Raw genomic sequence first — 21256 nt, forward strand, 5'->3', positions numbered from 1 at the left:
TGAATTAGGATATCACTTATTTAATTAAGCGATATGCTTCAGCTTTTAAATGATATAATGTTAATCGCCTGTCTTGCATCGCGGTAGAACGCTCGATCGCATTTGGAATACTGTATCGAAAATAAATTTTCTGATTAATTGAAGCAATAATCGAAGTTCGGATTTTCCTTTGATTTTCAATGGACTTAGCATCTAATCCTAATACCTCATTGAGTTCTACCGTTGAAAACCGTTCAAGCTCTTCTTTTGACAACATCAACTGAATAAGTTTTTTTTCTTCAATCGTCAAATCCAAAATTACTATTTTCCGTTTTTTCAATTTCATCCATGTAAATAGAAATATGAAAACAAGGAAAATACTTAAGCCAACATACCAAAATACAGGATTTTGTTTGGTATAAAATGGTCCAATGTATTTTGATTTATGCAAAATTCCTTTGATATCAATTACTTGATTTGCACCACTGTTACCATCCCAAAACTGGTATAATTTATTCCCTACAATATAGGTATCCCCACCGTCTTGAAATAATTCTTTCGGACTTTCGAACTGATATACTTTATTCAACTTCGGTTCAATTATATATACCTTATTTCTCGAGAATTGAACAAAATATGTTCCTGTCCAAAAAACATCACGTGATTTTTCATTTAATAAAATCGAGTTCAACTCCCCTAATAGTTCCCAATGTTTTTGTCGAAAGTTAAATTGATACAATTCCTTTTGAATAATAAGATCATAATGAGCTAAAAAATCACCATACTCAGACCCACCAGAGAAATAACTATCTGTTGATTTATCATAGCCTTGGAATCCGTTAAACATACCCAAGGGACCTTTATTCGTTGGCCTCAAAATTTCCCATTCCATTTTACCTGAGTCGAAATAGGTTAAGGCATGACTGTAATTCCAAAAACCGGAACCACCAAAACTATATATTACATTTTTCCGAGTAAAAACTGTTGCTCCAAAGTTAAAGCCTCGAAAATAGGTTTTATCAATTCGCTTCAATTGCTTCGTTCCAAAATCTAGCTCAAATACGATTCCAGTACCATCAATCGTAAATATCAAATTATTGGTAGGGTCAACAAATGTATGATGATGAAACCCACGTGGTAATTCAACTTCTTTTATGGAAGAAACATCTACCTCGTTTACTATTTCCCATTGACCTGGTAATTTTTCAACATGGATTTTACCATTTTGCAAATCTAGTAGTATTCGTTTTGCTTCGTTAGAATCAAACCATTCCAAACTTGGCGATGCTTCTAAGTCAATACTAATTAACAGAAATAACGCCAAGAATATATTTTTCATATTGATACACATGCGACAAAATAAAAAAAAAGAATTGAGATTAATGACATGACTTTCGTCACGTCCCGAATCCTATCCCCTATGTATCTTTGAAAACATCAAACAAAGATCGTATGGAAACTTTAGAAATTTTTGTTGAAAACATCAAGTGTGGCGGCTGCATGAGCGGCATAAAAAAGGCACTTTTGGAATTCCCCGGTGTAAAATCCGTGGACATCAACCTCGAAGAGGAGAAAATCACGATTCAAGGTAAGCAATTAGACAAGGAATCTTATGTCAAAAAAATGGATGGCATGGGATATCCCGAAAAAGGAAATAATACCTTCCTGAAGGAGGCGAAATCCTATGTGAGTTGCGCGATTGGGAAAGCGACTGCCTAACTAGTAAAAAAACCTCCCTGAATTTCAAGGAGGTTTTAAATAATCCTAGTTCTAATTTTTCTATGTCGCAAAGGTCAAATCCTAGGATTCTTCCCTCACTTTCACCGAAATATTATTCGGCAATTTACAAAAATCTTGAATCATCCTTGCCAACATGCATCAGGACAGTGCCTAAATTTTCAATATTTATCCTTAATATTACCGCAAATTATCCTTGACCTTAGGTCAAAGATTCAATGCATAAACTTAGTTCTAGAAACATTTTAATTTGGATTTTGTTTGCCTTATTTTTTGTCTCCTGCAAAAAAGAACAGCTCCCTATTGCTCCCAATGTCCAAACAAAAGATGCCATCAACCCCCGCGCCACCTCCGTGACGCTCCAGGGTACTAACGCAGCAGAAGAACTTCTTGGTATAACTGAACGTGGTTTTTATTATGCCGACCACAATAAACCTGAAGAACTTCTTAAACATAAAGTTAGTGCAAGTGCAGGCATGGGTGATTTCGCGGTCCTCGTAACGGGATTAACCGCAGAAACGCTGTATTCCTTCGTCGCTTTTGCAAAAAATTCGGAGACAACCAGTTTTGGCACGACCAAAACCTTTTCTACCCGCGAATATACACTTCCCGAAGTAAGTACTGATAAAATCAAAAATGTCTACATTAATTCCTGCCAAGTTGCAGGCATCGTAGGTTATGACGGTGGAAAACAGGTAACTGAACGCGGATTTTGTTACAGCACGCATGCCAATCCCACCATACAAGATTACAAAGTTGCCAGTGGCAAGGGAGAAGGACCGTTTGATAATTTTCTGAACGGGCTTAACGAGAACACAACCTATTACGTAAAATCCTATGCCATCAACGCCCTGGGGATCTCCTATGGCGATGAACTTAGCTTTACCACGTTTAACTTCAGCCCACCCATCGTCGCAAGTAATCATGTAAGCGATATTACAAATACAACGGCCAACTTTCAAGGCGAAGTAATGGACACCGGAGGCTCTGAAATTACCGAAAGGGGATTTCTACTTTGCGCAGACAAAGAAGATTTAAACACTTGCCAAAAATTCTCCATTCCAGGAGGATTAAGCGCATACCGCTTAGTTGTCACCAATTTAAAAACGGGAGTACAATACTTCATGCGAGCATTTGCTACCAATAAAAAAGGGACTGCCTATGGAGCGCCTATCCCTTTCACAACGGGGGAGTATACCTATGCGAGCGTCAAAACTGTTTCTGTCGCGGACATTGCTATTCATGGAGCCGTACTCACAGGTACCGTAACCGAAGAGGGGAATACCCCCGTCACGGAAAAAGGATTCTGCGTGAGTATTGTACCAAATCCCACGGTCAACAATTTGAAATTCCCTGTGGCCATAGGAAAAGGACCCTTTAGTTACTATTTGGCCAACTTAACCGAAAATAAAACCTATTACATCGTTGCATATGCGATCAATGGAAAAGGAATTGTTTATGGAAGCCCGCTAAGTTTTAAAACACTATCCAGTGTCCCCGTGCTAATTACCGATCCCTCTTCACCGAGTAATCCCACAAACCCAACAGCTGGAAGCTTGAAAATAGGCGATTTTCACCAAGGAGGCGTAATCACTTATTTCTTCAAAGAAACCGACCCAGGCTATGTGAGAGGCGAACAGCATGGCTTTGTTGTCAGCCCGGAAGATATTACCCAGTCGACCTATTGGGGCTGCCCAGAAATTTCAATCATCAAAGCACGTAATGAAAATATCGGTGCAGGCAAGGCAAATACCGCTGAAATTGTTCGAATGTGTGGAACGCTAAACTCTGCAGCAAGGTTATGCGCCAAATATGCCTACGGCGGCTATAGTGAATGGTTTTTACCAAGTAAAGACGAATTAAACCAAATCTATTTACAGGCAGATAAAATCGGCGGAATCGATAAAACCGATCTCTATTGGTCTTCCACCGAATACTCGGGAACAACGATCACCGACCAAAACATTGCTTGGCTGCAATTATTCATCGACGGCTCTTACCGCGAAGCCCGTAAAAACGAAGTTTATCGGGTAAGGGCAATCCATTATTTTTAAGTGGTGATTTGTAGAGACGCGATACTTCGCGTCTAAAATCAAAACGTAGGGATGAAATACTTCGCGTCTAAAAATCATAAAAAAAGGAGACACGATTCTATCGTGCTTCCTTTCCTAAAAACTAGACGCGAAGTATCGCGTCTCTACGCTATTAATTCGCCGTCAACTCAAACAACTCCTTATCCATTTGTGGCTTGACCTCACACGTATTATCCAAATGCATCGTTGGCGTTGCAGCTGCATTATACGTCGGCCAAGTTGGTAAACCTTTGTGATTCGGATTTCCTACACGTGCAAAGTTGATCCAGGCTTGGCTCACCTTATCCGCTAAGGCATAAGCTTCTTTTCCTCCGCCCGTCATGTTTTCACAACGCGCAATGTTATTGAAACAGAAAGGCAACTCGAAGCAGTGCATCGATTTATATTTGCCATCCATCACAGGAGATTGCCAAGTAAATAAATACATAAACACCGGCGCAGCATTCAAAGCCGATTTCAGATTCGCTTGAACCACTGCTCCCGGACGGAAACGCGTATCCACATCCATCAAATCCGATGGCTTTGTATCCGCTGGATAGGCTTTCTTGACCGCTGCTTTATAAGCATCTGCTTTGGCTCCAAAAGTCTTTTTGATGTATGCATCAACCTCCTCAGCTGTAGCATTCGCCATGTTCGTCATTAACGAAGGCATAAATTCATTTTTCACCGTTCCAATCATCAAAGGAACATCCTTCGATAATTTCATTGCCTCATCCGAAAATAATTGATAAGGTAACAAGTCGCCATCGACGCTTGGGCCCCAACTTAATCCAAAACCAACCATAGGTTTTCCAGCTGCTTTCATTTGAGCAGCTACTACTTGAAGCGCTTTGTTTCCAGCACTTGCCAAAGTCGCAAAAGGAACTTTTTGCAAAGAATCAACACTGATATTTAGGGATTTCAACACCTCTGCTGTGATCGCTTGTGTTGTTGCCTTGTCAAGCATAGAACCACGGAAAGCCCCACTCTGATTAATCGCTTTGTGAAACAAACCTTTGGCAGAAGGCATCGCCATCAAGGTATTTACCTTCGCGCCACCTCCGGATTGACCGAAAATCGTCACATTGTTTGGATCACCACCAAATTGGCTAATGTTCGTCTTTACCCATTCCAAAGCGGCCTTCATATCCATCACCGAGTTATTCGCTGAATATTTGTACTTATCACCATAGGCAGATAAATCTAAGTATCCCAAAATATTCAAACGGTGATTAATCGAAACGACTACAACATCTCCTTTTTTGGCTAAATTCTCTCCATCATACGACTTCAATTCCTCGGCAGAACCCGCAGTAAATCCTCCTCCATGAATCCAAAACATGACAGGACGCTTTTTCCCATCCTTAATACCAGGTGTCCAAACATTCACACGCATGCAATCCTCATTCGTATATCCCCATGAGTGATCAAAGACAAATTCGGATTCATCTTGCACTTGCGTGGTAGGTGTTAACAAAGGGGCAACGGGACCATATACCAAAGAACTACGAACACCCGACCAAGCTTTGGGTTTGTGTGGCGCTTCGAAACGATTCGCCTCCGCGTAAGGAATGCCCTTGTAGGTATAAATACCTCCATGTACGTACCCACGAACTTGTCCAGATTCTGTAGGCACCACAGCCACATCTTTACTTAATGTAATCTGTGCCTGCGCAGTCCACGAGACCAAAAGGCAAACGCCTAAGGCTAAGAATAATTTTTTCATGATTGATAGGTTTAGCTATTGTAATAATTTGATACAATGATAAGCTTTTTTTTTGAAATCCTTCTCCTTCGACAAAACCTATAGAGACGCGATACCTCGCGTCTAGTTTTTCCTCCGTTTCAGACGCGAAGTATCGCATCTCTGCATTTTATCCAAAATTTTATACCTTTACGCACCATTAACTCCATCCCTATGAAAAATAGAATACTCCTCTTCGCGGCCCTATCCATCAGCGCCATTTCCATCATGTCGCTGCGTAATAGTCCTGCCAAAACATTAGCCATCGACAGACCCGCAGAGAAAACATATACGCAATACTGCGCCTCTTGCCACGGCGAAAAAGTCGAAGCCTTTGTAGACCGCCAATGGAAACACGGCAATAAAAAAGAACAAATCATCGCAAGCATCACCGGTGGCTACCCCGAATTAGGCATGCCTACCTGGAAAGAAGTTTTAACAGCACAGGAAATCGAGAAATTGGCCGACTTGATCGTTGAGAATTTGGCGGGTGTGGAGCAATATAAATTTGCCAACAAGCCTACGAGCAATATCTTTAAATCTGATGGAATGACGATTCAGTTGGATACGATCGCCACAGGTTTAGACAGTCCTTGGGGGTTTGCACAATTGCCTAACCACGATTATCTAATCACGGATCGCGCAGGAAAATTGTATTTGGTCGACCAAAAACAAAACAAAACGGTCATTTCAGGTACTCCTGCTGTGATGGCTAAAGGCCAAGGCGGATTATTAGACATCACCCTTCACCCTGCCTATGCGCAAAACGGTTGGGTTTACATGTCTTATTCGAAATTCAGAACAGAAGCGGGTCAAACGGAAACGACTACTGCCATCGTCCGCGGTAAAATCAAAAACAATCAATGGGTTGAATCACAAGAAATTTTCGAGGCAAAACCATATACCAAAACATTCCACCACTTCGGATCTCGTTTGGCATTCGATAAAAAAGGGTTCCTTTTCTTCAGTGTAGGCGAACGAGGCATGGAAAAAGTATTCCCGCAAGCCCTGGATAATGACAATGGTAAAATCCACCGCATCAAGGATGACGGTAGCATTCCTGCAGATAATCCATTTGCCAAAAGCGCGAACCCAACGGTTTATTCATACGGCCAACGAAACCCACAAGGTTTGACCCTGAACCCTACAACCGGCGCGATCTGGGAAACAGAACATGGTCCACGCGGTGGCGATGAAATCAACATCATCCAAGCAGGCAAAAACTACGGTTGGCCTGTCATCTCCTACGGCATCAACTACGACGGAAAACCGATCACAGCCATCTCTAAAAAAGAAGGCATGGAACAACCGATCACGTATTGGATTCCATCCATCGCTCCATCGGGATTGACCTTTGTCGTAGGCGACAAATACCCTGCTTGGAAAGGCAATTTGATGGTGGGTTCTTTACGTTTCAACTACCTGAATCGTTGTGTGATCAAAGACAACAAGGTCATCAAACAAGAAAAAGTCCTAGTCAACTTAGGCCGCATGCGGAATGTGGAACAAGGAGTTGACGGATACTTGTATGTAGGAACTGAAAATCCGGGCATGGTCTTCCGACTTAGACCTTTATAATACTTCAAAAAAAGCCTGATTCGTTCAGGCTTTTTTTTTGGCCACTCATCCTATTCTGCTTGGCCATGCAACGCATTCGTAGGAAATTGCATCTAGCTTTTTTTCATTAACAGCCTTATTCAATCCGCCCACATGCGTTTACTACTTTTACTATTGTTGATTTCTACAGTTTCTCTTGCTCAAAATTCATTGCAGTTTCGTTTGCAGGATTCGAACAAACAAGACCTCCCCTTTTCCACCGCCATCCTAAAGAAATTACCAGATTCTAGCCTATACAAAGGCTTTTTGACCGACGAAAATGGAATTGGGAAACTGAGCAAAATTCCTGCGGGCAATTATGCACTGCAAGTCCAATCGACGGGATTTATCACCCAAAAATTAAGCCTACCTACTATCACGGAGACAGCTCAAATTGACTTAGGGGTCATCAGCCTTTTGGCCTTAACCAAAGAATTAGCGGAGGTTGAAGTCCGCGCCACAAAACCGCTCATCGAAAAAAAGCTAGATAAAACCATCGTCAATGTGGAGAATTCGGCCATGGCGGCCGGTAATACGACCATGGAGGTTTTGGAGCGCTCACCTGGTGTGATTGTGGACAAGGATGGTAACATTTCCCTGCGTGGTAAATCCGGCGCCAAAGTCATGATCGATGGAAAAATCTCCTATTTGACTGGGACCGATTTGGCCAATTACCTACGTAACCTACCTGCGGATCAAATTTCAACGTTGGAAATCATGACCAATCCCTCTTCGCGCTATGATGCCGCGGGAACGGGTGGAATTATCAACATTAAATTGAAGAAAAATGCCAACGTAGGCATGAATGGCTCAGCTAATGCCACATTAGCACAAGGGTACTTTTTCCGCCAATCTGTGGGGGCAAACCTCAATTACCGCAATAATGGATGGAACTGGTTTGGAAATGCCTCATACGTCCACCGTCCGAACATGGAACGCAATTATCTACTGCGAAAATTCACGGCCCAACAAGAAAATTGGGAGCAAAATTTTCAATATGCGAATCAAAGTGAAAACACGCAATTGAAAGCCGGTGTCGATTGGTATGCATCACCTAAAACTACCTATGGCGTGTTATTTTCTGGTGGCTATAATCACAATAGCCTGAATGACGGACTAAATAGAACGGTTCAAATGAACAGTCAGAATGAGGTTCTCTCGCGTTTGGATACGTATAATTCGCTAGACAATCCGTTTTTCAATTATGCGACCAACTTTAATTTCAAGCATACTTACGATTCAACAGGACGTGAATTAACCATTGACTTGGACCAGGCACGATTCGTAGATGAAAGCCAAAACAACTATCGCTCACGCTATGTAAATGCCTTGTTTTTGCCTTTCAAAGCAGATTCATTGTTAAGCACAGCCTCACAATCTTACATCGAGCAATACTCCCTAAAATCCGACTATGTCATCCCTTCCTTTTTAAAGGCCAAATGGGGCCTTGGAATGAAATCTTCTTGGGTGAAAACGGATAACGATTTACAATTCCGTGCGAAATCTGCTTTGGCTGAAAACTACAATTTCTTGACGGGCCAAAGCAACCGTTTTGTCTATACCGAACAAATCCATGCGCTTTATTTGAATACCGAACGGGCCATAGGTAAATGGAGTTACCAAATTGGCCTTCGAGGCGAGTGGACTTTTGCCGATGGAACTTCCAAATCCTATACTGGCGAAGCCGATCAAACTTTCCACCGCGATTACTTGCAATTTTTTCCAAGTGCCTTTTTGCAGTACGAGGTTTCAAAAAAGCATACGTTGGGCATGAATTACAGTCGGCGCATCGACCGCCCCGGCTACTCTGATTTGAATCCTTTCGTATTTTTCCTCGACAACTATACCTACAATGTGGGAAATCCGATGTTGATGCCCCAATTAACCAATTCCTTCGAATTGAGTCATACCTACATGGGAGGTATTTCGACCACTTTGGGATATAGTCACACAGATCAGGTTATTACACAACTATTAAAACAAGATGTGGCGACGCGTAAAACCTACCAAACGACGGCTAACATGGCACAGCGCGTGACCTATAGCTTGGGGATTTCCTTACCTATCCCAGTGAATAAATGGTGGACAAGCAATTCCGACATCTTTTTTAATCGGGCGGAATTAACCGGAAATATCGCTACGTCGACAATTTCACCGGCTGGAAATATGTTCTACATTTCCTCAAACCATACTTTTACTTTACCCAAAGACATCAAAATTGAATTTGGAGGGAATTATTTCACAGGAGGTTTAGAAGGAGCCTTTTTATTCGGTGCGGGAGGATCCTTGAACATGGGGATTCAAAAAACCATCATGAAGAAGCGCGCAACCATTCGTTTGAACGCGCAAGATATGTTGTACACGTCTAATCCGCCGGTGACGATCAAATATGCGGATTTGGATGTATTTGTTCAGCCAAAGAACGATTCGCGCATCGTTCGATTAAACTTCACGTATCGTTTTGGAAATGCTTCCATCAAAGGAGCACGTCAACGTGCTACGGGATTAGATGCTGAAAAAGGACGCGTCAAAGGAGCGAATTAATCCTCCTCACCTGCCTCGTCCTCGTTGACTGATTTCCGATTTTTAAGACCCGAATTTTTCTTCGTGCTTAGCTTAAACGCAAGGCCCAAATAGAAAATTCGGGTTTCTTTCTTCTTTGTCAAATCACTCACAAAGCCAAAAGGCCTCGAATCATAAACGGTTTGTTGGGTATTAAACACATCGTTAATCCGCGCATTCAACACCCAAGCTTTCAGCTCCTTTTTGAAACCTAAATCCACGGTGTAAAAACCCTGAATAATACCCAAGGGATGAATTTGAGCCGATTGATAAATCCCGCTGATTTGAAAAGATGCGGTGGATGATACATTCCAAATTTGACTTAAACGGCCATTCCAACTCCAGCGATTCATGTTCAAGGATTGTTCTTGAACCTGGCCTTGCAAATCGGTTTGATACAAGGAACTCGTTACATTGACCTTCCAATTTTTCGTTGGATTAAATGTGGTAATATTTTCAAAGCCCCAGGTTTCCGACCGGGCAATATTCTCAAAACGGGTTAAAGTCGTGTCGCCTTCAAGCAAGGTGCGCACCCGGCCAACCAATTGATTGACCCGACGGTAAAATAGTTGATTGCTCGTATGCAAAGTACCCACATCCATGGAATGTTCTAATTCCGCTAAATAGGTTCGCTCGGGTTGAAGCATCGGATTTCCCGACTGCAGATTCAACGGATCCGCAAAGGATATGAAAGGATTCAAAGCCTTGTAGGACGGTCGGTTCACCCGTGAAGAAAAGCGAAATCCAATTTGTTGGTTTTTTGTCAATTGCCTTTCCACTGAAAACGAAGGAAATAGCTGTACATAATTCAGATTGGCTTGTGTTGCCTCCACGCGCAATCCACCTTGAACATCCCATTTTTTTCCGCTAAAATGCGTTGCCCCATATACGGCTTGGATACGTTCTACATACTGGAAGGCATTACTACGTCTCGGGTCTACATTCCAAACACCTTGAAATTTCTCATAGCGAAAATCGGTATCAAAAAGTCGTTCTGTCAACTTAAACCCATAATCAATACGGAGTTTTTTGGACAGCTGTGTCTCCCAATCCCCTTGAAAAAGTAGTGTATAATTGCCGCTTCTCGCGGAAGATTGTTCGATTCGATTTGGAAAATTCGAATTGGGAATGTCAAAGCCGCCGTAGAAATAGCGTTGTGTGAAATCATTTTGATCCGATCCTATATTTCGAATCCATAGAAAATCCAAATGTGCCGTTGTTCGTTGTTTCCCCACGGTTCCCAAAGAAATTAATAGGTCCAATCCTCGGTCATCTCCTTGCTTGTCGGCATCCCGGATGTAATAGCGATCCGGAGCGCGCACAAATTGCGAAAAATTCAGTCGGGCTTCATTATTGTGATCTTTGGAATATCGACCAATTCCCTGCAATCCCAGGGTCCAGCGCGGATTTAAGCTATATTCCAAACGTGCTTGTAGTGCGTGATTATAATCCCGATTTACCTCTTGGGTGTTTTGTTCGATTTGAGACAAACCATATTGACTGGCATTTTCGCGATACAAATGCTGAAAATTATCACGAATGGATTGTTTGAAATTATAATCGAACGAATAAGAAAGTCTTTTAAAGCCGTTCCCATAACGCGTAGAAAGAGCTACCTGATCGTGCGTCCCCCATTGTAAATTTGCTTGCGCTTGCTTGAATCCACTTCCTTTTTTCAGGACAATATTTAAAATTCCAGAACTCCCTTCAGCAGAATATTTTGCCCCTGGTGCCGAAATAATTTCGATGTAATCGATGCGATCCGCGGGAAAAAGACTGAGCGCATTGGCCCGTGAAGAAGAAAGAATTCCGGAAGGTTTACCATCAAAATAAATCGTAAGACTTTGGCTGCCCCGGTATTGAATCGAACCATCGCCAGCGACGTAGATGGACGGAATATTCGCTAATACATCTTGTAGATTACCCCCTAAATTGGTCAAATTCGCCGATGGGTAAAAGATTTGTTTCCCAAATTCGGGTCTACTGGCTTTCACCTCGACATTGAGCAAAGTATCAACCTGCGCAGCAACTTGGAATGAAATTAGGCAAAAAAAGAGTAGCCTAAGCTTCTGCATCGGCAGAGAAAGTTTCGTTGTCTTTGGAATAGTAATAGGCCTTCAATTGCGCGACACCTCTTTGGTAATCCACCTTTACCACTTGCACGCGGTGAATAGGTTGGCCTGTCTTATCAATTAAATCTTGAATCAATAATCCCTTTTGGTCCGGTTTAACCAAAGCCAAATTCTCATAGGTCAAGACCTGGAAATTTTCATGCGTTAGGGTCAGAAAACGACCTAATAAAAAGGTTACACCTACGAGCAATGAATTCGCAAGTATAAGCATGGGATAATTTTCCAGCGAGGCAATCGAATTGATAATACCCAACGTTACAACCAAGAAAAAATAGCCCATTTCGCCGATGGGAACCGTAACCGTCCGATAGCGAAACATGGAAAACATGGCGAAAAGGCCAAAAGCAAAACCGAATTTCAGGTCGGCCTCAGCCAACAAAAAACACAACACAAACAAGATTGAATTGAACAAGAAAAAGGTAAAAACAAAGTCCTTATTCTTGTATTGGGGATAATAGATGAATCGAATGACCAAGAAGGTAAAAAACAAATTGATCAAAAATCGGAGTGCAAAAAGCTCAATCATGGGTGTCATAAATTTCTCAAATGTACAATTTTTATCGACCAAAAATGGTGAATGCTATGCGAGATTCGTGCAATTATCAATTCTTTGATATAGTTCCAATCTAATCCGTAAATTAGCATACTTAAACCGATAAATATGGAAGAGCGAATTAAACGCAATGAATTTTTAAAGTCCTTGGGACTGAAAGGTGCCGCACTTTTAGCCGTTTATTGCGGTGCAAGTGCTTGCCAAGCTGATGCTGGCGTTACGCCCGCTAGCAATGTTGATTTTTCCTTAGATGTTTCAAGTCTTGCCGTGGGAAAATATGTTGTGAACAACCAAGTGGTCGTTGCGCGTGTGTCATCCAGCAATTATGTTGCTGTCAGTCAAGTTTGTCCGCATGAGAATTTATTGGCTCTAACTTTTAATGGAACGAATTTCTATTGTGGGCAACATGGCGCTACATTTACTACCTCTGGAAGTGCTTTATCGGTAACGAGTAAATCATTAACTGTCTATAAAACGACATTAACAGGAACTAGCTTACGTGTTTATTCGTAATATGACAAAGACATTAATTGCAGACCAAACAATCGAATGGACGGATTTAGGTGCGGGCATTCGTCGTAAAGTAATGGCATTTGATGATCAAATGATGATCGTCAAAGTGCAATTTGAAGTTGGGTCTGTAGGAAGCTTACACCTCCACCCACATACGCAGGCGTCCTATGTCTCCAAAGGAGTATTTGATATAACGATAGATGGGAAAACCCAGCGATTGTCGGCAGGTGACGTCTATTTTGTCCCTAGTGGTGAAGTACATGGCGCAGTGTGTATCGAAAAAGGGGAATTAATCGATGTTTTTACGCCTATGCGGGAAGATTTCGTGTAATAGGTCGGCAGGGTGTCCGCCAAAAAACTGATTTTACCTTTATTTTCATTGACTTAAACATCGCTTTTCGCGATTTATCAAGAAATTGATATACGATTTCATATAGTTGGCCGTTGACTAACGCTGCCGGGGTCTGAAGACCCCGGCAGCGTTTACCCCAATTAAACGTCAATCGAATCGTAAACGACCACTTTCTTCCATAAATGCGAATTGTTTTTCACAAATTCCAGATGAATCGGATGATCTTGATAGACTTTTTGGCCGGCTTCGTTATCGAAAAACATCAACTCGGAAACGTCCCAAGACGTGTCTACGACATCCCTTTTTTCCGTGGAGGCTAAGGTACCAATATGAATTTCATTGATGGTCGGAATACCTTTCAAGGTTTTCAAACCGGCGATTAATTGTTTTTTATCTGCTTCGGAATTCGGATTATTTAACCAGAAAAACACATGGTGTAATAAAGGTTTTTTTGATGGAGTATTTCCTACGGAGGCAGCAATCAAAGGAGTCGCTGCTAAAAATTTTCTTCTGTTCATGTTGAATAAGTTTGTATGTAAATATCAAGATTTTTATATGGACTTAAAACAGAATTTCAAGATTTTGATGCAACATTCAGGACAATACCCATTTAACTTGCGACGTTTTAAACCATATTTGTAACATGAAAATGAAGCAGCTTTGGCTTTTTCGAATTTGTCTATGTTTGGCCCTCTTTGTAGCGGCCAATCGGATATTCGCATTTTCAGAAACAAATACCAAAGCTAAATATACCCTTCAAGCACAAACAGCTGACGAAGAGGATGAGGTCGATGTTCTTGTCCCAGCGCTAACGCCTATTTGGGAATTCTCCAAAATGGAAAGCGCAAATCTTGCTATCCTAGCAAACTATGAGCAGCTTGAAGCATCTGTTTCGATCCCAAGATTTATTCGATTCCGAAATCTTCGCCTGTAGAATTCCGGACTTCAATCATTAGCACATATTAATTCATCAGGCTTCCTCATAGGCAGCCTCCTAATCACCCATATATGAAAAATTTATGTTTATTGCTTGTGAGCTTTTTATGCTTACAGCAATCCTTTGCGCAAGATAACGAAGCGCTAAAATTCAAATTAAACGAGTCGGGAAGTCATTATTTCCAAGCCACCCTATTGAACCAAGTTTGGGTTCGTGCAAACGAAAGTAATCCTGGTACAACCGTGGAAGGCGATCCGGCATCGAGCACCTTTGACATCGGTTTACGCAGAACGCGTATGCAATTATTTGGTCAACTAACGGATCGTACTTTCTTGTATTTTCAGTTTGGCCAAAATAATTTCAATGCCCAATACAACAGTACGGGGAATCGGAAAATTGCCCCATTCTTCCATGATGCCTTGGGTGAATATCGGATTTCGAGCAAAAACCAATTGAAAGTAGGTGGTGGATTAAGCATCATTTCGGGTTTATCGCGCTTTTCCCAACCGAGCATTGGAACTATTACGAGTATGGACGTTCCTGTTTTTGCGCAAACAACCGTGGATCAGATTGATCAATTTTCACGTAAACTGAGCATCTATGCGCGTGGGCAAATAGGCAAATGGGATTATCGTTACATTTTGAGTGATCCATTCCCGATTAGTTCAAACGGTCAAACGCCACCAGCCTTGAGTTCTGTGGCGAATTTTAGTACGAAGGGGCATGCGATCCAACAGCAAGCCTACTTAATTTATCAGTTTTTTGATCATGAAAACCACACGACACCGTATATGACGGGATCGTATTTGGGGACTAAAAAAATTGTAAATATTGCTGCGGGAGCTATTTACCAGGCTAATGCGCTTTGGAACAAATCAGCTACTGGCGATACGACTTACCATGCAATGATGCACTGGGCTGTGGAAAGTTTTGTAGATATGCCTTTAGCGAATAAAGGAGCCATCAATGCGTATGTAGGTTATTTCAATACGAATTACGGTACAAATTATTTGCGTTATAATGGGGTTATGAACCCAGCGAATGGAAGTACATTGAATTCTGCAAATTCGATAACAGGTCAAGGAACTACCTACGGAAATTCGTATCCGATGTTTGGAACGGGTCATGTCATTTACAGTCAAGTGGGCTACCTTTTGCCGTCTAAGCGCTGGATGCCTTATGCAACGGCGACATTGGCTCAATATGACCGCATGCAAGGTTTATCGACGAACACGTATAACCTAGGACTGAATTATTACATCCAAGGAAACAAATCCAAATTGAGTTTGGACTTCCAAAACAGACCGAGTTACCAGGTGCAAGGCGATGTGATAAAAGCCGGTAATCGATTAAATACATTAACGCTTCAATTTCAATTATTTATCTAAAAATTGATAGCTTTGAGCATGCAAGCTCTATCAACTCCCCTTTTGGTGGCCTTATTCCTGCTTTCCACAGCAATAATTTGGTGGCTGGGAATTCGAATTACCAAAGTGGTAGATTATGTCACATTCCGATTTGATCTCGGGGAGGCTTTTGGCGGCATGGTTTTTTTGTCGATTATCACCAACCTGCCTGAAATTGCGATTACGTTGATGGCCGCGGCCCACCGTAATTACGATATCGCAGTCAGTAATATTTTAGGCGGAATAGCCATCCAAACGGTTGTTCTTGTCTTAATCGATGTTTTTGGGGTGGGTCACGCCGCCCCATTAACATGGAAAGGTCATGCACGGGTACTGATTCTGGAAGGACTTGCGTTAATTTTCATTTTGACATTTGTCTTGATGGGGAAGCAATTCCCAGAAAGCTTTAAATATTTTCGTAGCAGCCCCATTGAATGGATCATTTTTGGGATTTGGCTAGGCTCCATTTATTTCATTTCTCGGATAGGCAAAGCTGATGCAGCCCGCGAAAGACTAACCGAGGAATTGCACCATTCCCGTCATCCAACGAAACGCTTCAAAGGAAGTAGCACCAAAGCATTCATTGAATTAGGCACAGGCGCATTACTTATTCTATTTTCGGGTTGGTTATTAGAAGCCTCAGGCGAAATTGTTGCATCCCGATTTCAAATCAATGGCGTCATTTTTGGTGGAACCATTTTGGCACTTTGCACCGCATTACCTGAAATTTCCACGGGAATCGCTTCTGCCAAAATCCGCGACTACAACATGGCCGTGAGTGATATTTTTGGTGGAAATGCCTTTTTACCTATTCTGTTTTTATTTGCTTCGATGATCGGCGGTGATGCCATTTTGCCAAGTTTAAAACCGACGGATTTATATTTAACGACCTTGGGAATCATTTTGACCGGCATTTACATGACAGGCATGCTGATTCCTTCCCATCGGCAAATCCTCCGAATGGGGATCGATTCATTTATTGTTTTATGGGTTTATTTGCTCGGGATAGCAGGTTTAATTTTAATCATGTAAGATGCAATACAAAGAAGTACACGAGTCGGAGACCACTTATACCGAATTGATGATTCCATCGTATGCCAATTTTGGCGGGAAGGTGCACGGAGGAATTATTCTATCCTTATTAGACAAAGTAGCCTACATTTGCGCCTCCAAACATAGCCATCAGTATTGTGTAACGGTTTCCGTAGAAGGCGTTGAGTTCAAAAGTCCGGTGGAAGTGGGTGATTTGGTCGAGATCAAAGCCTCCGTTAATTATGTCGGTCGGACGACCATGATCGTAGGTATGCGCGTGGAATCTTTTAACCCGCGGGATGGCATCGTGCGCCACACGAATTCCTGTTATTTTACGATGGCAGCCAAAGATGAGCATGGAAATTTAACCGAGGTTCCAGGACTTAAATTGACAACAGAGACCCAAGTAAGACGTTTCTGTGAGGGAAAAATCATTCGAAAATTATCCCAAGAAAAACGGGAGATATTAAAGTCAGATTTGGAATTATCTGAAATGAGAGTACAATGCGCGGAAGAGCGTTGTACGATTGAAATATAATTTAAGTAAATTTTGATTCATGCTGTCTTTAGTGGGTACAAACCTATAAAAAGCTATGAATCAAGCACATGAATCCTCCCGCAGAACCTTTCTAAAGAATGCGGCATTATTAACTTCCGCGGCGGCATTTCCCGCGTTTATCTCCAAAAATTCGGGTGATAAAGTCAATTTAGCCTGTATCGGAATTGGAAACCAAGGGGGATTGGATGTCATGTCTTTGTATAGCACAGGACTTTGTAACATCGTCGCACTATGCGACGTGGACATGGGCGCTCCACAGACCTTGAAGGTTTTGGAAAAATTCCCAGATGTTCCTCGTTTTCAGGATTTCCGACAAATGTTCGACAAGATGGGAAATCAATTCGAAGCTGTCTCGATTGGCGTTCCGGATCATTCGCACTTTCCTATCACGATGATGGCTTTGGGAATGGGCAAACACGTATTTGTGGAGAAACCGATGGCGCGTACGTTCCAGGAAGTTGAATTGATGATGGCCGCGGCTCGTAAGCATCCGAATTTGGTTACCCAAATGGGAAATCAAGGTCACTCGGAGGCGAATTATTTCCAATTCAAAGCTTGGAAAGAAGCCGGTATCATCAAGGATGTGACTGCGATGACGGCGCACATGAACTCCCCTCGCAGATGGCATGGATGGGATCCTAAAATAAAGAACTTCCCACCTGCAGAAGCTGTTCCAAGTACCTTGGATTGGGATATTTGGCAAGGCGTCGTTTCGCCAAATCATGATTACCAAAAAGACTTTGTCAATGGACAATGGCGTTGCTGGTTTGACTATGGCTTAGGTGCATTGGGCGACTGGGGTGCACATATTATGGATACGGCACATGAGTTTTTGGAATTAGGATTACCGACGGAGATTAACATGTTGCGTGCGGATGGACACAATGATTTCTTTTATCCAATGTCGTCGACAATTCAATTTAAATTTCCTTCTCGCAAGAACATGCCAGCAATGGATATTACGTGGTATGATGGCTTGAATAATATTCCTCCGGTGCCGGCCAACTATGGTACAACAGAATTAGATCCGAACATTCCAGCAGCGAGCAATGGCAAAATTCAACCGGCGAAATTGAATCCTGGAAAGATCATTTATAGCAAAGATTTGACCTTCAAAGGAGGATCGCATGGCTCAACTTTATCGATTTTAGGAGATGCTGGAAAAGATCTAAAATTGCCGGATGTACCTAAGAGTCCATCGAATCACTATGCGAATTTCTTAAAGGCTTGTATGGGTCAGGAGAAAACGCGCTCACCATTTGCGATTGCGGGACCTTTGAGTCAAGTATTCTCTTTGGGTGTATTAGCTCAAAAATTAAATACGCGCCTGGTATTTGATCGTGACACGAAAATGATCACGAATAACAAATTAGCGAACCAATTATTGGTAGGACCAGCACCACGTAAAGGTTGGGAGCAATACTACAAGATTTAACGCTTGTAGATATTCGGGTAAAACGTCAAATGACCGTTTTCGTCAAAATCCACTTGGCTGTACCAAATAACCAAAGGGACATTGCGCTTAATCGTCAGGTATTTAGGCGTTTTATCGGAATAGGCTGCTTGGGCATCGAGTGTATCGATGGCTGTTGAATTTGGTTTCAATAACCAAGAACCGAAGGTTAATGGCTTATCTAGTCGGATGCAGCTATGGCTGTAAAATCGTTTTTCCTTACTAAATAATTTCTTTTCAGATGTATCATGGAGGTACATCTTAAAAGGATTATCAAATTGAATTTTCAAAATCCCGAGGGTATTCCATTTGCCAGTGCGCTGACGCATGGAGTACGGGAAATAGTTAGCACTCAAACGCCCCCAAGGCACCTTTTCAGGTTCTACTTTTCGATTTTGTTGGTCGAAAATCTCCAAATGACTTGCATAGAAATAGCGGATATTCTTCTTAATTTCTGGCACAAGTTCTTCGATGCAAATGCTACGCGGTACGCTCCAATAGGGCGTGATAATCATGTTTTTCAATTTACTGGAAAGCGTTTTGCTGGGTCTTGTGGGTTTACCGAGGACAACACGCATTTGCATAACCTGTTTATGAGATTCGAAGGCTTTGAGTTGGGTCGAGGGAATATTGACCAAAACCAAAGAACGATTGGCTCTCGCCGCGATGAGCCAACGGTATTCATTGGCTGCCTTTGCCAATAATTGTTTTTTCTCTGGGTTGTATTGTATAGAATCTCTTAATACTTGAAGGATTTGACTGACTTCATTTTCTTCACTAATTAGACGATTCGCTAACTCTTTAATTTTAGGTGTATTCCAAAGTTCGCCATAGCGGTTACGATAGGCATCGCGCGGTAGATTAAAATCAAAGCCTTGAAATCGGAGGTAAGGTGCTTGATTCCCAAACTTGAGATCGAGCATGAACTGTTGGACTGCCTTTTTCGCCGAACTGGTATCTTGAGATGTGTATTGATAATCTTTAGAACGGAGACCGAGCGATTCGGCTTGTTGCATCAAGGAATCGAGGGGGCTTTGCGCATGCAGGGAAGCGCTTACTAGTAAAAATAAAAAGACGATGTATTTCAATGTGTTCGAGCTCCTTTACCTTGGGTTGTTTGCTTTACCTTGGCTAGTCACCCTTACCTTTGGCAATCCTCCGAGGTTTGCCAAAGGTAGTGGTTTTGAGGGAGATTTTTGGGAGCCAGAAACAGAATATCAATTAACTGAAATCGAATATCAGTTGGCCTACAAATATTGCCCCTTAAAACCCTTAGCTTTGGCAATCCTCCAAGGTTTGCCAAAGCTGAGCTAGGAAGCTAAGCGCGCGCTAGTTGCGTTTTAGCTTTATCACGCGTAACCGAAAGAATATAACCGATACTAATCATCGTAAAGATCAACGAGGTCCCTCCTGCTGAGACCAAGGGAATCGGCTGACCTGTCACCGGAATCGCCCCTACAGCCACGAACATATTTAAAAATGCTTGGCTGACAATGGAGAAAGTTAAGCCGGCCGACATCAGTCCGCCGAGCGGTTTGGAGCTATACGAAATTGCCAGAGCGCCACGCCAAAACAACCACATAAACATTACAGGCAATAAAAATCCAGCAACAATCCCCCATTCTTCCACGATGATGGCATATACAAAATCAGATTCCGCCTGCGATAAATGAAAGCGAAATTGGCTATTTCCCGGACCTTTGGGCTGCAAACCACCTGTAGCAATGGCATAAAGGCTTTGTTTCAATTGATAATTCGTTCCTTGATCATCCAGCTCAATTTCCTCTTTGGAAGGATGCCCAAACATACGTTTCACATACACTTCAATTCGATGTTTAATCGTTTCAGCCCTTTGGCCTACACCACCCACAATCAATCCTATACCCGTGGATATGAAAATTCCTAGTACAATGGCAATGGCCTTGTAGGGCACCCGACCGAAAATCATTAAGACGATCGAGGTCACGAAGACAATCACACTCGTGGAAAAATTGGACAAAAAAATCAGAAAACAGGTCACCCCTAGTTTAAAACAAATAACGAATAATACGGCGGGATCATAGGCCTCCGGATCGGCTTGTCGGGCAGCAAACATCTTCGACAAAGAAATCGTCAAACACAATTTGGCCATATCAGAAGGCATAAAACTCAAGGGGCCTAATTGCAACCACCGACTTGCGCCGCCCGCTTCCTTTCCGTATAGATACGCGAGTCCGATGAGGAACCACGATCCGTAGAGGGCTAAATCCACATATTTCGTTGATTTCAAATAATCCTTTCGCGAAAATACCCCCATCGCATAAAATCCCCCCACCAAGATAACGAGTGACTTGACGAGATGTTGGAGCGGAACAAAAGGACCGCCCATCGTTAATCGCCCTTTGGCGGAGAATTGAATAATAACGCCAACGATACTGAGAAGAATAACAATTAAAAGGATGTGTACATCCCCGTCAAAATGTTTTTTGATGCGTTCCGAAATAGTGTTCATGGATTCTACTTTTGCGAGATGCAAAGCTGCAAATTCATTTTACGAATACGAATTTTCCCAAAAAATACTGTGACAATTTTTACGCACATTACGAAATAAAATGATTGCCAACGTGCTGAAAATAAACGGATTAAACGC

At 42.1% G+C, this 21256-nt stretch carries 19 protein-coding genes; 12 read left to right on the forward strand and 7 right to left on the reverse strand.

The features are described 5' to 3' along the window. Positions 1-16 precede the first annotated feature (16 nt). Positions 17-1318, reverse strand: a complete 1302-nt coding sequence (locus V7S75_RS08745) for a hypothetical protein (protein WP_459513149.1) — start codon at positions 1316-1318, stop codon at positions 17-19. A gap of 113 nt (positions 1319-1431) precedes the next feature. Between V7S75_RS08745 and V7S75_RS08750 the strand changes: the two genes are divergently transcribed. Further along, a complete protein-coding gene (locus V7S75_RS08750) occupies positions 1432-1698 on the forward strand; it encodes a heavy-metal-associated domain-containing protein (RefSeq protein ID WP_459513151.1) in 267 nt (88 codons plus the stop codon). 275 nt (positions 1699-1973) lie between these two features. Continuing rightward, entirely contained in the window at positions 1974-3770 is a 1797-nt protein-coding gene (locus tag V7S75_RS08755) for a hypothetical protein (protein WP_459513153.1), read from the forward strand. A gap of 151 nt (positions 3771-3921) precedes the next feature. Here V7S75_RS08755 and V7S75_RS08760 read toward each other — a convergent pair whose 3' ends face one another. Next, positions 3922-5514, reverse strand: a complete 1593-nt coding sequence (locus V7S75_RS08760) for a carboxylesterase/lipase family protein (RefSeq protein WP_459513154.1) — start codon at positions 5512-5514, stop codon at positions 3922-3924. Positions 5515-5706: 192 nt separating this feature from the next. On the opposite strand from V7S75_RS08760, the gene V7S75_RS08765 reads away from it, so the two are divergent. Continuing rightward, positions 5707-7110, forward strand: coding sequence for a PQQ-dependent sugar dehydrogenase (locus V7S75_RS08765; RefSeq protein WP_459513156.1), 1404 nt, complete (start codon positions 5707-5709; stop codon positions 7108-7110). A gap of 132 nt (positions 7111-7242) precedes the next feature. Further along, positions 7243-9672 (forward strand): TonB-dependent receptor, encoded by a 2430-nt coding sequence (locus V7S75_RS08770; protein ID WP_459513158.1) that lies wholly within the window; start codon positions 7243-7245, stop codon positions 9670-9672. Here V7S75_RS08770 and V7S75_RS08775 read toward each other — a convergent pair. Next, complete coding sequence (locus V7S75_RS08775; RefSeq protein ID WP_459513159.1) at positions 9669-11765, reverse strand: TonB-dependent receptor domain-containing protein; 2097 nt, start codon at positions 11763-11765, stop codon at positions 9669-9671. The genes V7S75_RS08770 and V7S75_RS08775 overlap by 4 nt on opposite strands. Further along, complete coding sequence (locus tag V7S75_RS08780; protein ID WP_459513160.1) at positions 11752-12348, reverse strand: DUF4956 domain-containing protein; 597 nt, start codon at positions 12346-12348, stop codon at positions 11752-11754. The genes V7S75_RS08775 and V7S75_RS08780 overlap by 14 nt, the downstream gene beginning before the upstream one ends. 135 nt (positions 12349-12483) lie before the next feature. Between V7S75_RS08780 and V7S75_RS08785 the strand changes: the two genes are divergently transcribed. Together V7S75_RS08785 and V7S75_RS08790 are read left to right on the forward strand one after the other, a co-directional pair. Continuing rightward, positions 12484-12888, forward strand: a complete 405-nt coding sequence (locus V7S75_RS08785; protein ID WP_459513161.1) for a Rieske 2Fe-2S domain-containing protein — start codon at positions 12484-12486, stop codon at positions 12886-12888. Position 12889: 1 nt separating this feature from the next. Then, entirely contained in the window at positions 12890-13219 is a 330-nt protein-coding gene (locus V7S75_RS08790; RefSeq protein WP_459513162.1) for a cupin domain-containing protein, read from the forward strand. Positions 13220-13380: 161 nt separating this feature from the next. On the opposite strand, the gene V7S75_RS08795 is transcribed toward V7S75_RS08790, so the two are convergent. Continuing rightward, a complete protein-coding gene (locus V7S75_RS08795) occupies positions 13381-13758 on the reverse strand; it encodes a Dabb family protein (protein WP_459513164.1) in 378 nt (125 codons plus the stop codon). 125 nt (positions 13759-13883) lie between these two features. On the opposite strand from V7S75_RS08795, the gene V7S75_RS08800 reads away from it, so the two are divergent. From V7S75_RS08800 to V7S75_RS08820, 5 genes are all read left to right on the forward strand, one after another. After that, positions 13884-14174, forward strand: a complete 291-nt coding sequence (locus V7S75_RS08800; protein ID WP_459513165.1) for a hypothetical protein — start codon at positions 13884-13886, stop codon at positions 14172-14174. Between the two features lie 74 nt (positions 14175-14248). After that, positions 14249-15565 carry a hypothetical protein gene (locus V7S75_RS08805; RefSeq protein WP_459513167.1) on the forward strand — a complete coding sequence of 439 codons (1317 nt, stop codon included), beginning with the start codon at positions 14249-14251 and terminating at the stop codon, positions 15563-15565. 18 nt (positions 15566-15583) lie between these two features. Beyond that, positions 15584-16615 carry a sodium:calcium antiporter gene (locus tag V7S75_RS08810; RefSeq protein ID WP_459513169.1) on the forward strand — a complete coding sequence of 344 codons (1032 nt, stop codon included), beginning with the start codon at positions 15584-15586 and terminating at the stop codon, positions 16613-16615. A gap of 1 nt (position 16616) precedes the next feature. Then, positions 16617-17153 (forward strand): acyl-CoA thioesterase, encoded by a 537-nt coding sequence (locus V7S75_RS08815; RefSeq protein ID WP_459513171.1) that lies wholly within the window; start codon positions 16617-16619, stop codon positions 17151-17153. Between the two features lie 55 nt (positions 17154-17208). Beyond that, on the forward strand, positions 17209-18609 hold the full coding sequence (locus V7S75_RS08820; protein ID WP_459513172.1) for a Gfo/Idh/MocA family protein: 1401 nt from the start codon (positions 17209-17211) through the stop codon (positions 18607-18609). Here the strand turns inward: V7S75_RS08820 and V7S75_RS08825 are convergent. Continuing rightward, the gene (locus V7S75_RS08825) at positions 18606-19715 is read right to left on the reverse strand and encodes a L,D-transpeptidase family protein (RefSeq protein ID WP_459513174.1); all 1110 of its coding nucleotides are present in this window, start codon (positions 19713-19715) and stop codon (positions 18606-18608) included. The two genes, V7S75_RS08820 and V7S75_RS08825, sit on opposite strands and share 4 nt — an antisense overlap. Here V7S75_RS08825 and V7S75_RS08830 point away from each other — a divergent pair. Continuing rightward, a complete protein-coding gene (locus tag V7S75_RS08830) occupies positions 19705-19941 on the forward strand; it encodes a hypothetical protein (protein WP_459513176.1) in 237 nt (78 codons plus the stop codon). The genes V7S75_RS08825 and V7S75_RS08830 overlap by 11 nt on opposite strands. A gap of 4 nt (positions 19942-19945) precedes the next feature. On the opposite strand, the gene V7S75_RS08835 is transcribed toward V7S75_RS08830, so the two are convergent. Continuing rightward, positions 19946-21118 (reverse strand): FtsW/RodA/SpoVE family cell cycle protein, encoded by a 1173-nt coding sequence (locus tag V7S75_RS08835; RefSeq protein ID WP_459513177.1) that lies wholly within the window; start codon positions 21116-21118, stop codon positions 19946-19948. Positions 21119-21256: the final 138 nt, after the last annotated feature.

Source organism: Aquirufa sp. TARAVU-A1A (assembly GCF_054558675.1).

Bases quoted from the DNA above. Each gene is read 5' to 3' on its own strand.
- V7S75_RS08780 (WP_459513160.1), bottom strand. From the start codon at position 12,348: ATGATTGAGCTTTTTGCACTCCGATTTTTGATCAATTTGTTTTTTACC.
- V7S75_RS08810 (WP_459513169.1), top strand. From the start codon at position 15,584: ATGCAAGCTCTATCAACTCCCCTTTTGGTGGCCTTATTCCTGCTTTCC.
- V7S75_RS08775 (WP_459513159.1), bottom strand. From the start codon at position 11,765: ATGCAGAAGCTTAGGCTACTCTTTTTTTGCCTAATTTCATTCCAAGTT.
- V7S75_RS08750 (WP_459513151.1), top strand. From the start codon at position 1,432: ATGGAAACTTTAGAAATTTTTGTTGAAAACATCAAGTGTGGCGGCTGC.
- V7S75_RS08815 (WP_459513171.1), top strand. From the start codon at position 16,617: ATGCAATACAAAGAAGTACACGAGTCGGAGACCACTTATACCGAATTG.
- V7S75_RS08785 (WP_459513161.1), top strand. From the start codon at position 12,484: ATGGAAGAGCGAATTAAACGCAATGAATTTTTAAAGTCCTTGGGACTG.
- V7S75_RS08770 (WP_459513158.1), top strand. From the start codon at position 7,243: ATGCGTTTACTACTTTTACTATTGTTGATTTCTACAGTTTCTCTTGCT.
- V7S75_RS08795 (WP_459513164.1), bottom strand. From the start codon at position 13,758: ATGAACAGAAGAAAATTTTTAGCAGCGACTCCTTTGATTGCTGCCTCC.
- V7S75_RS08765 (WP_459513156.1), top strand. From the start codon at position 5,707: ATGAAAAATAGAATACTCCTCTTCGCGGCCCTATCCATCAGCGCCATT.
- V7S75_RS08805 (WP_459513167.1), top strand. From the start codon at position 14,249: ATGAAAAATTTATGTTTATTGCTTGTGAGCTTTTTATGCTTACAGCAA.
- V7S75_RS08790 (WP_459513162.1), top strand. From the start codon at position 12,890: ATGACAAAGACATTAATTGCAGACCAAACAATCGAATGGACGGATTTA.
- V7S75_RS08800 (WP_459513165.1), top strand. From the start codon at position 13,884: ATGAAAATGAAGCAGCTTTGGCTTTTTCGAATTTGTCTATGTTTGGCC.
- V7S75_RS08835 (WP_459513177.1), bottom strand. From the start codon at position 21,118: ATGAACACTATTTCGGAACGCATCAAAAAACATTTTGACGGGGATGTA.
- V7S75_RS08830 (WP_459513176.1), top strand. From the start codon at position 19,705: ATGTATTTCAATGTGTTCGAGCTCCTTTACCTTGGGTTGTTTGCTTTA.
- V7S75_RS08820 (WP_459513172.1), top strand. From the start codon at position 17,209: ATGAATCAAGCACATGAATCCTCCCGCAGAACCTTTCTAAAGAATGCG.
- V7S75_RS08745 (WP_459513149.1), bottom strand. From the start codon at position 1,318: ATGAAAAATATATTCTTGGCGTTATTTCTGTTAATTAGTATTGACTTA.
- V7S75_RS08760 (WP_459513154.1), bottom strand. From the start codon at position 5,514: ATGAAAAAATTATTCTTAGCCTTAGGCGTTTGCCTTTTGGTCTCGTGG.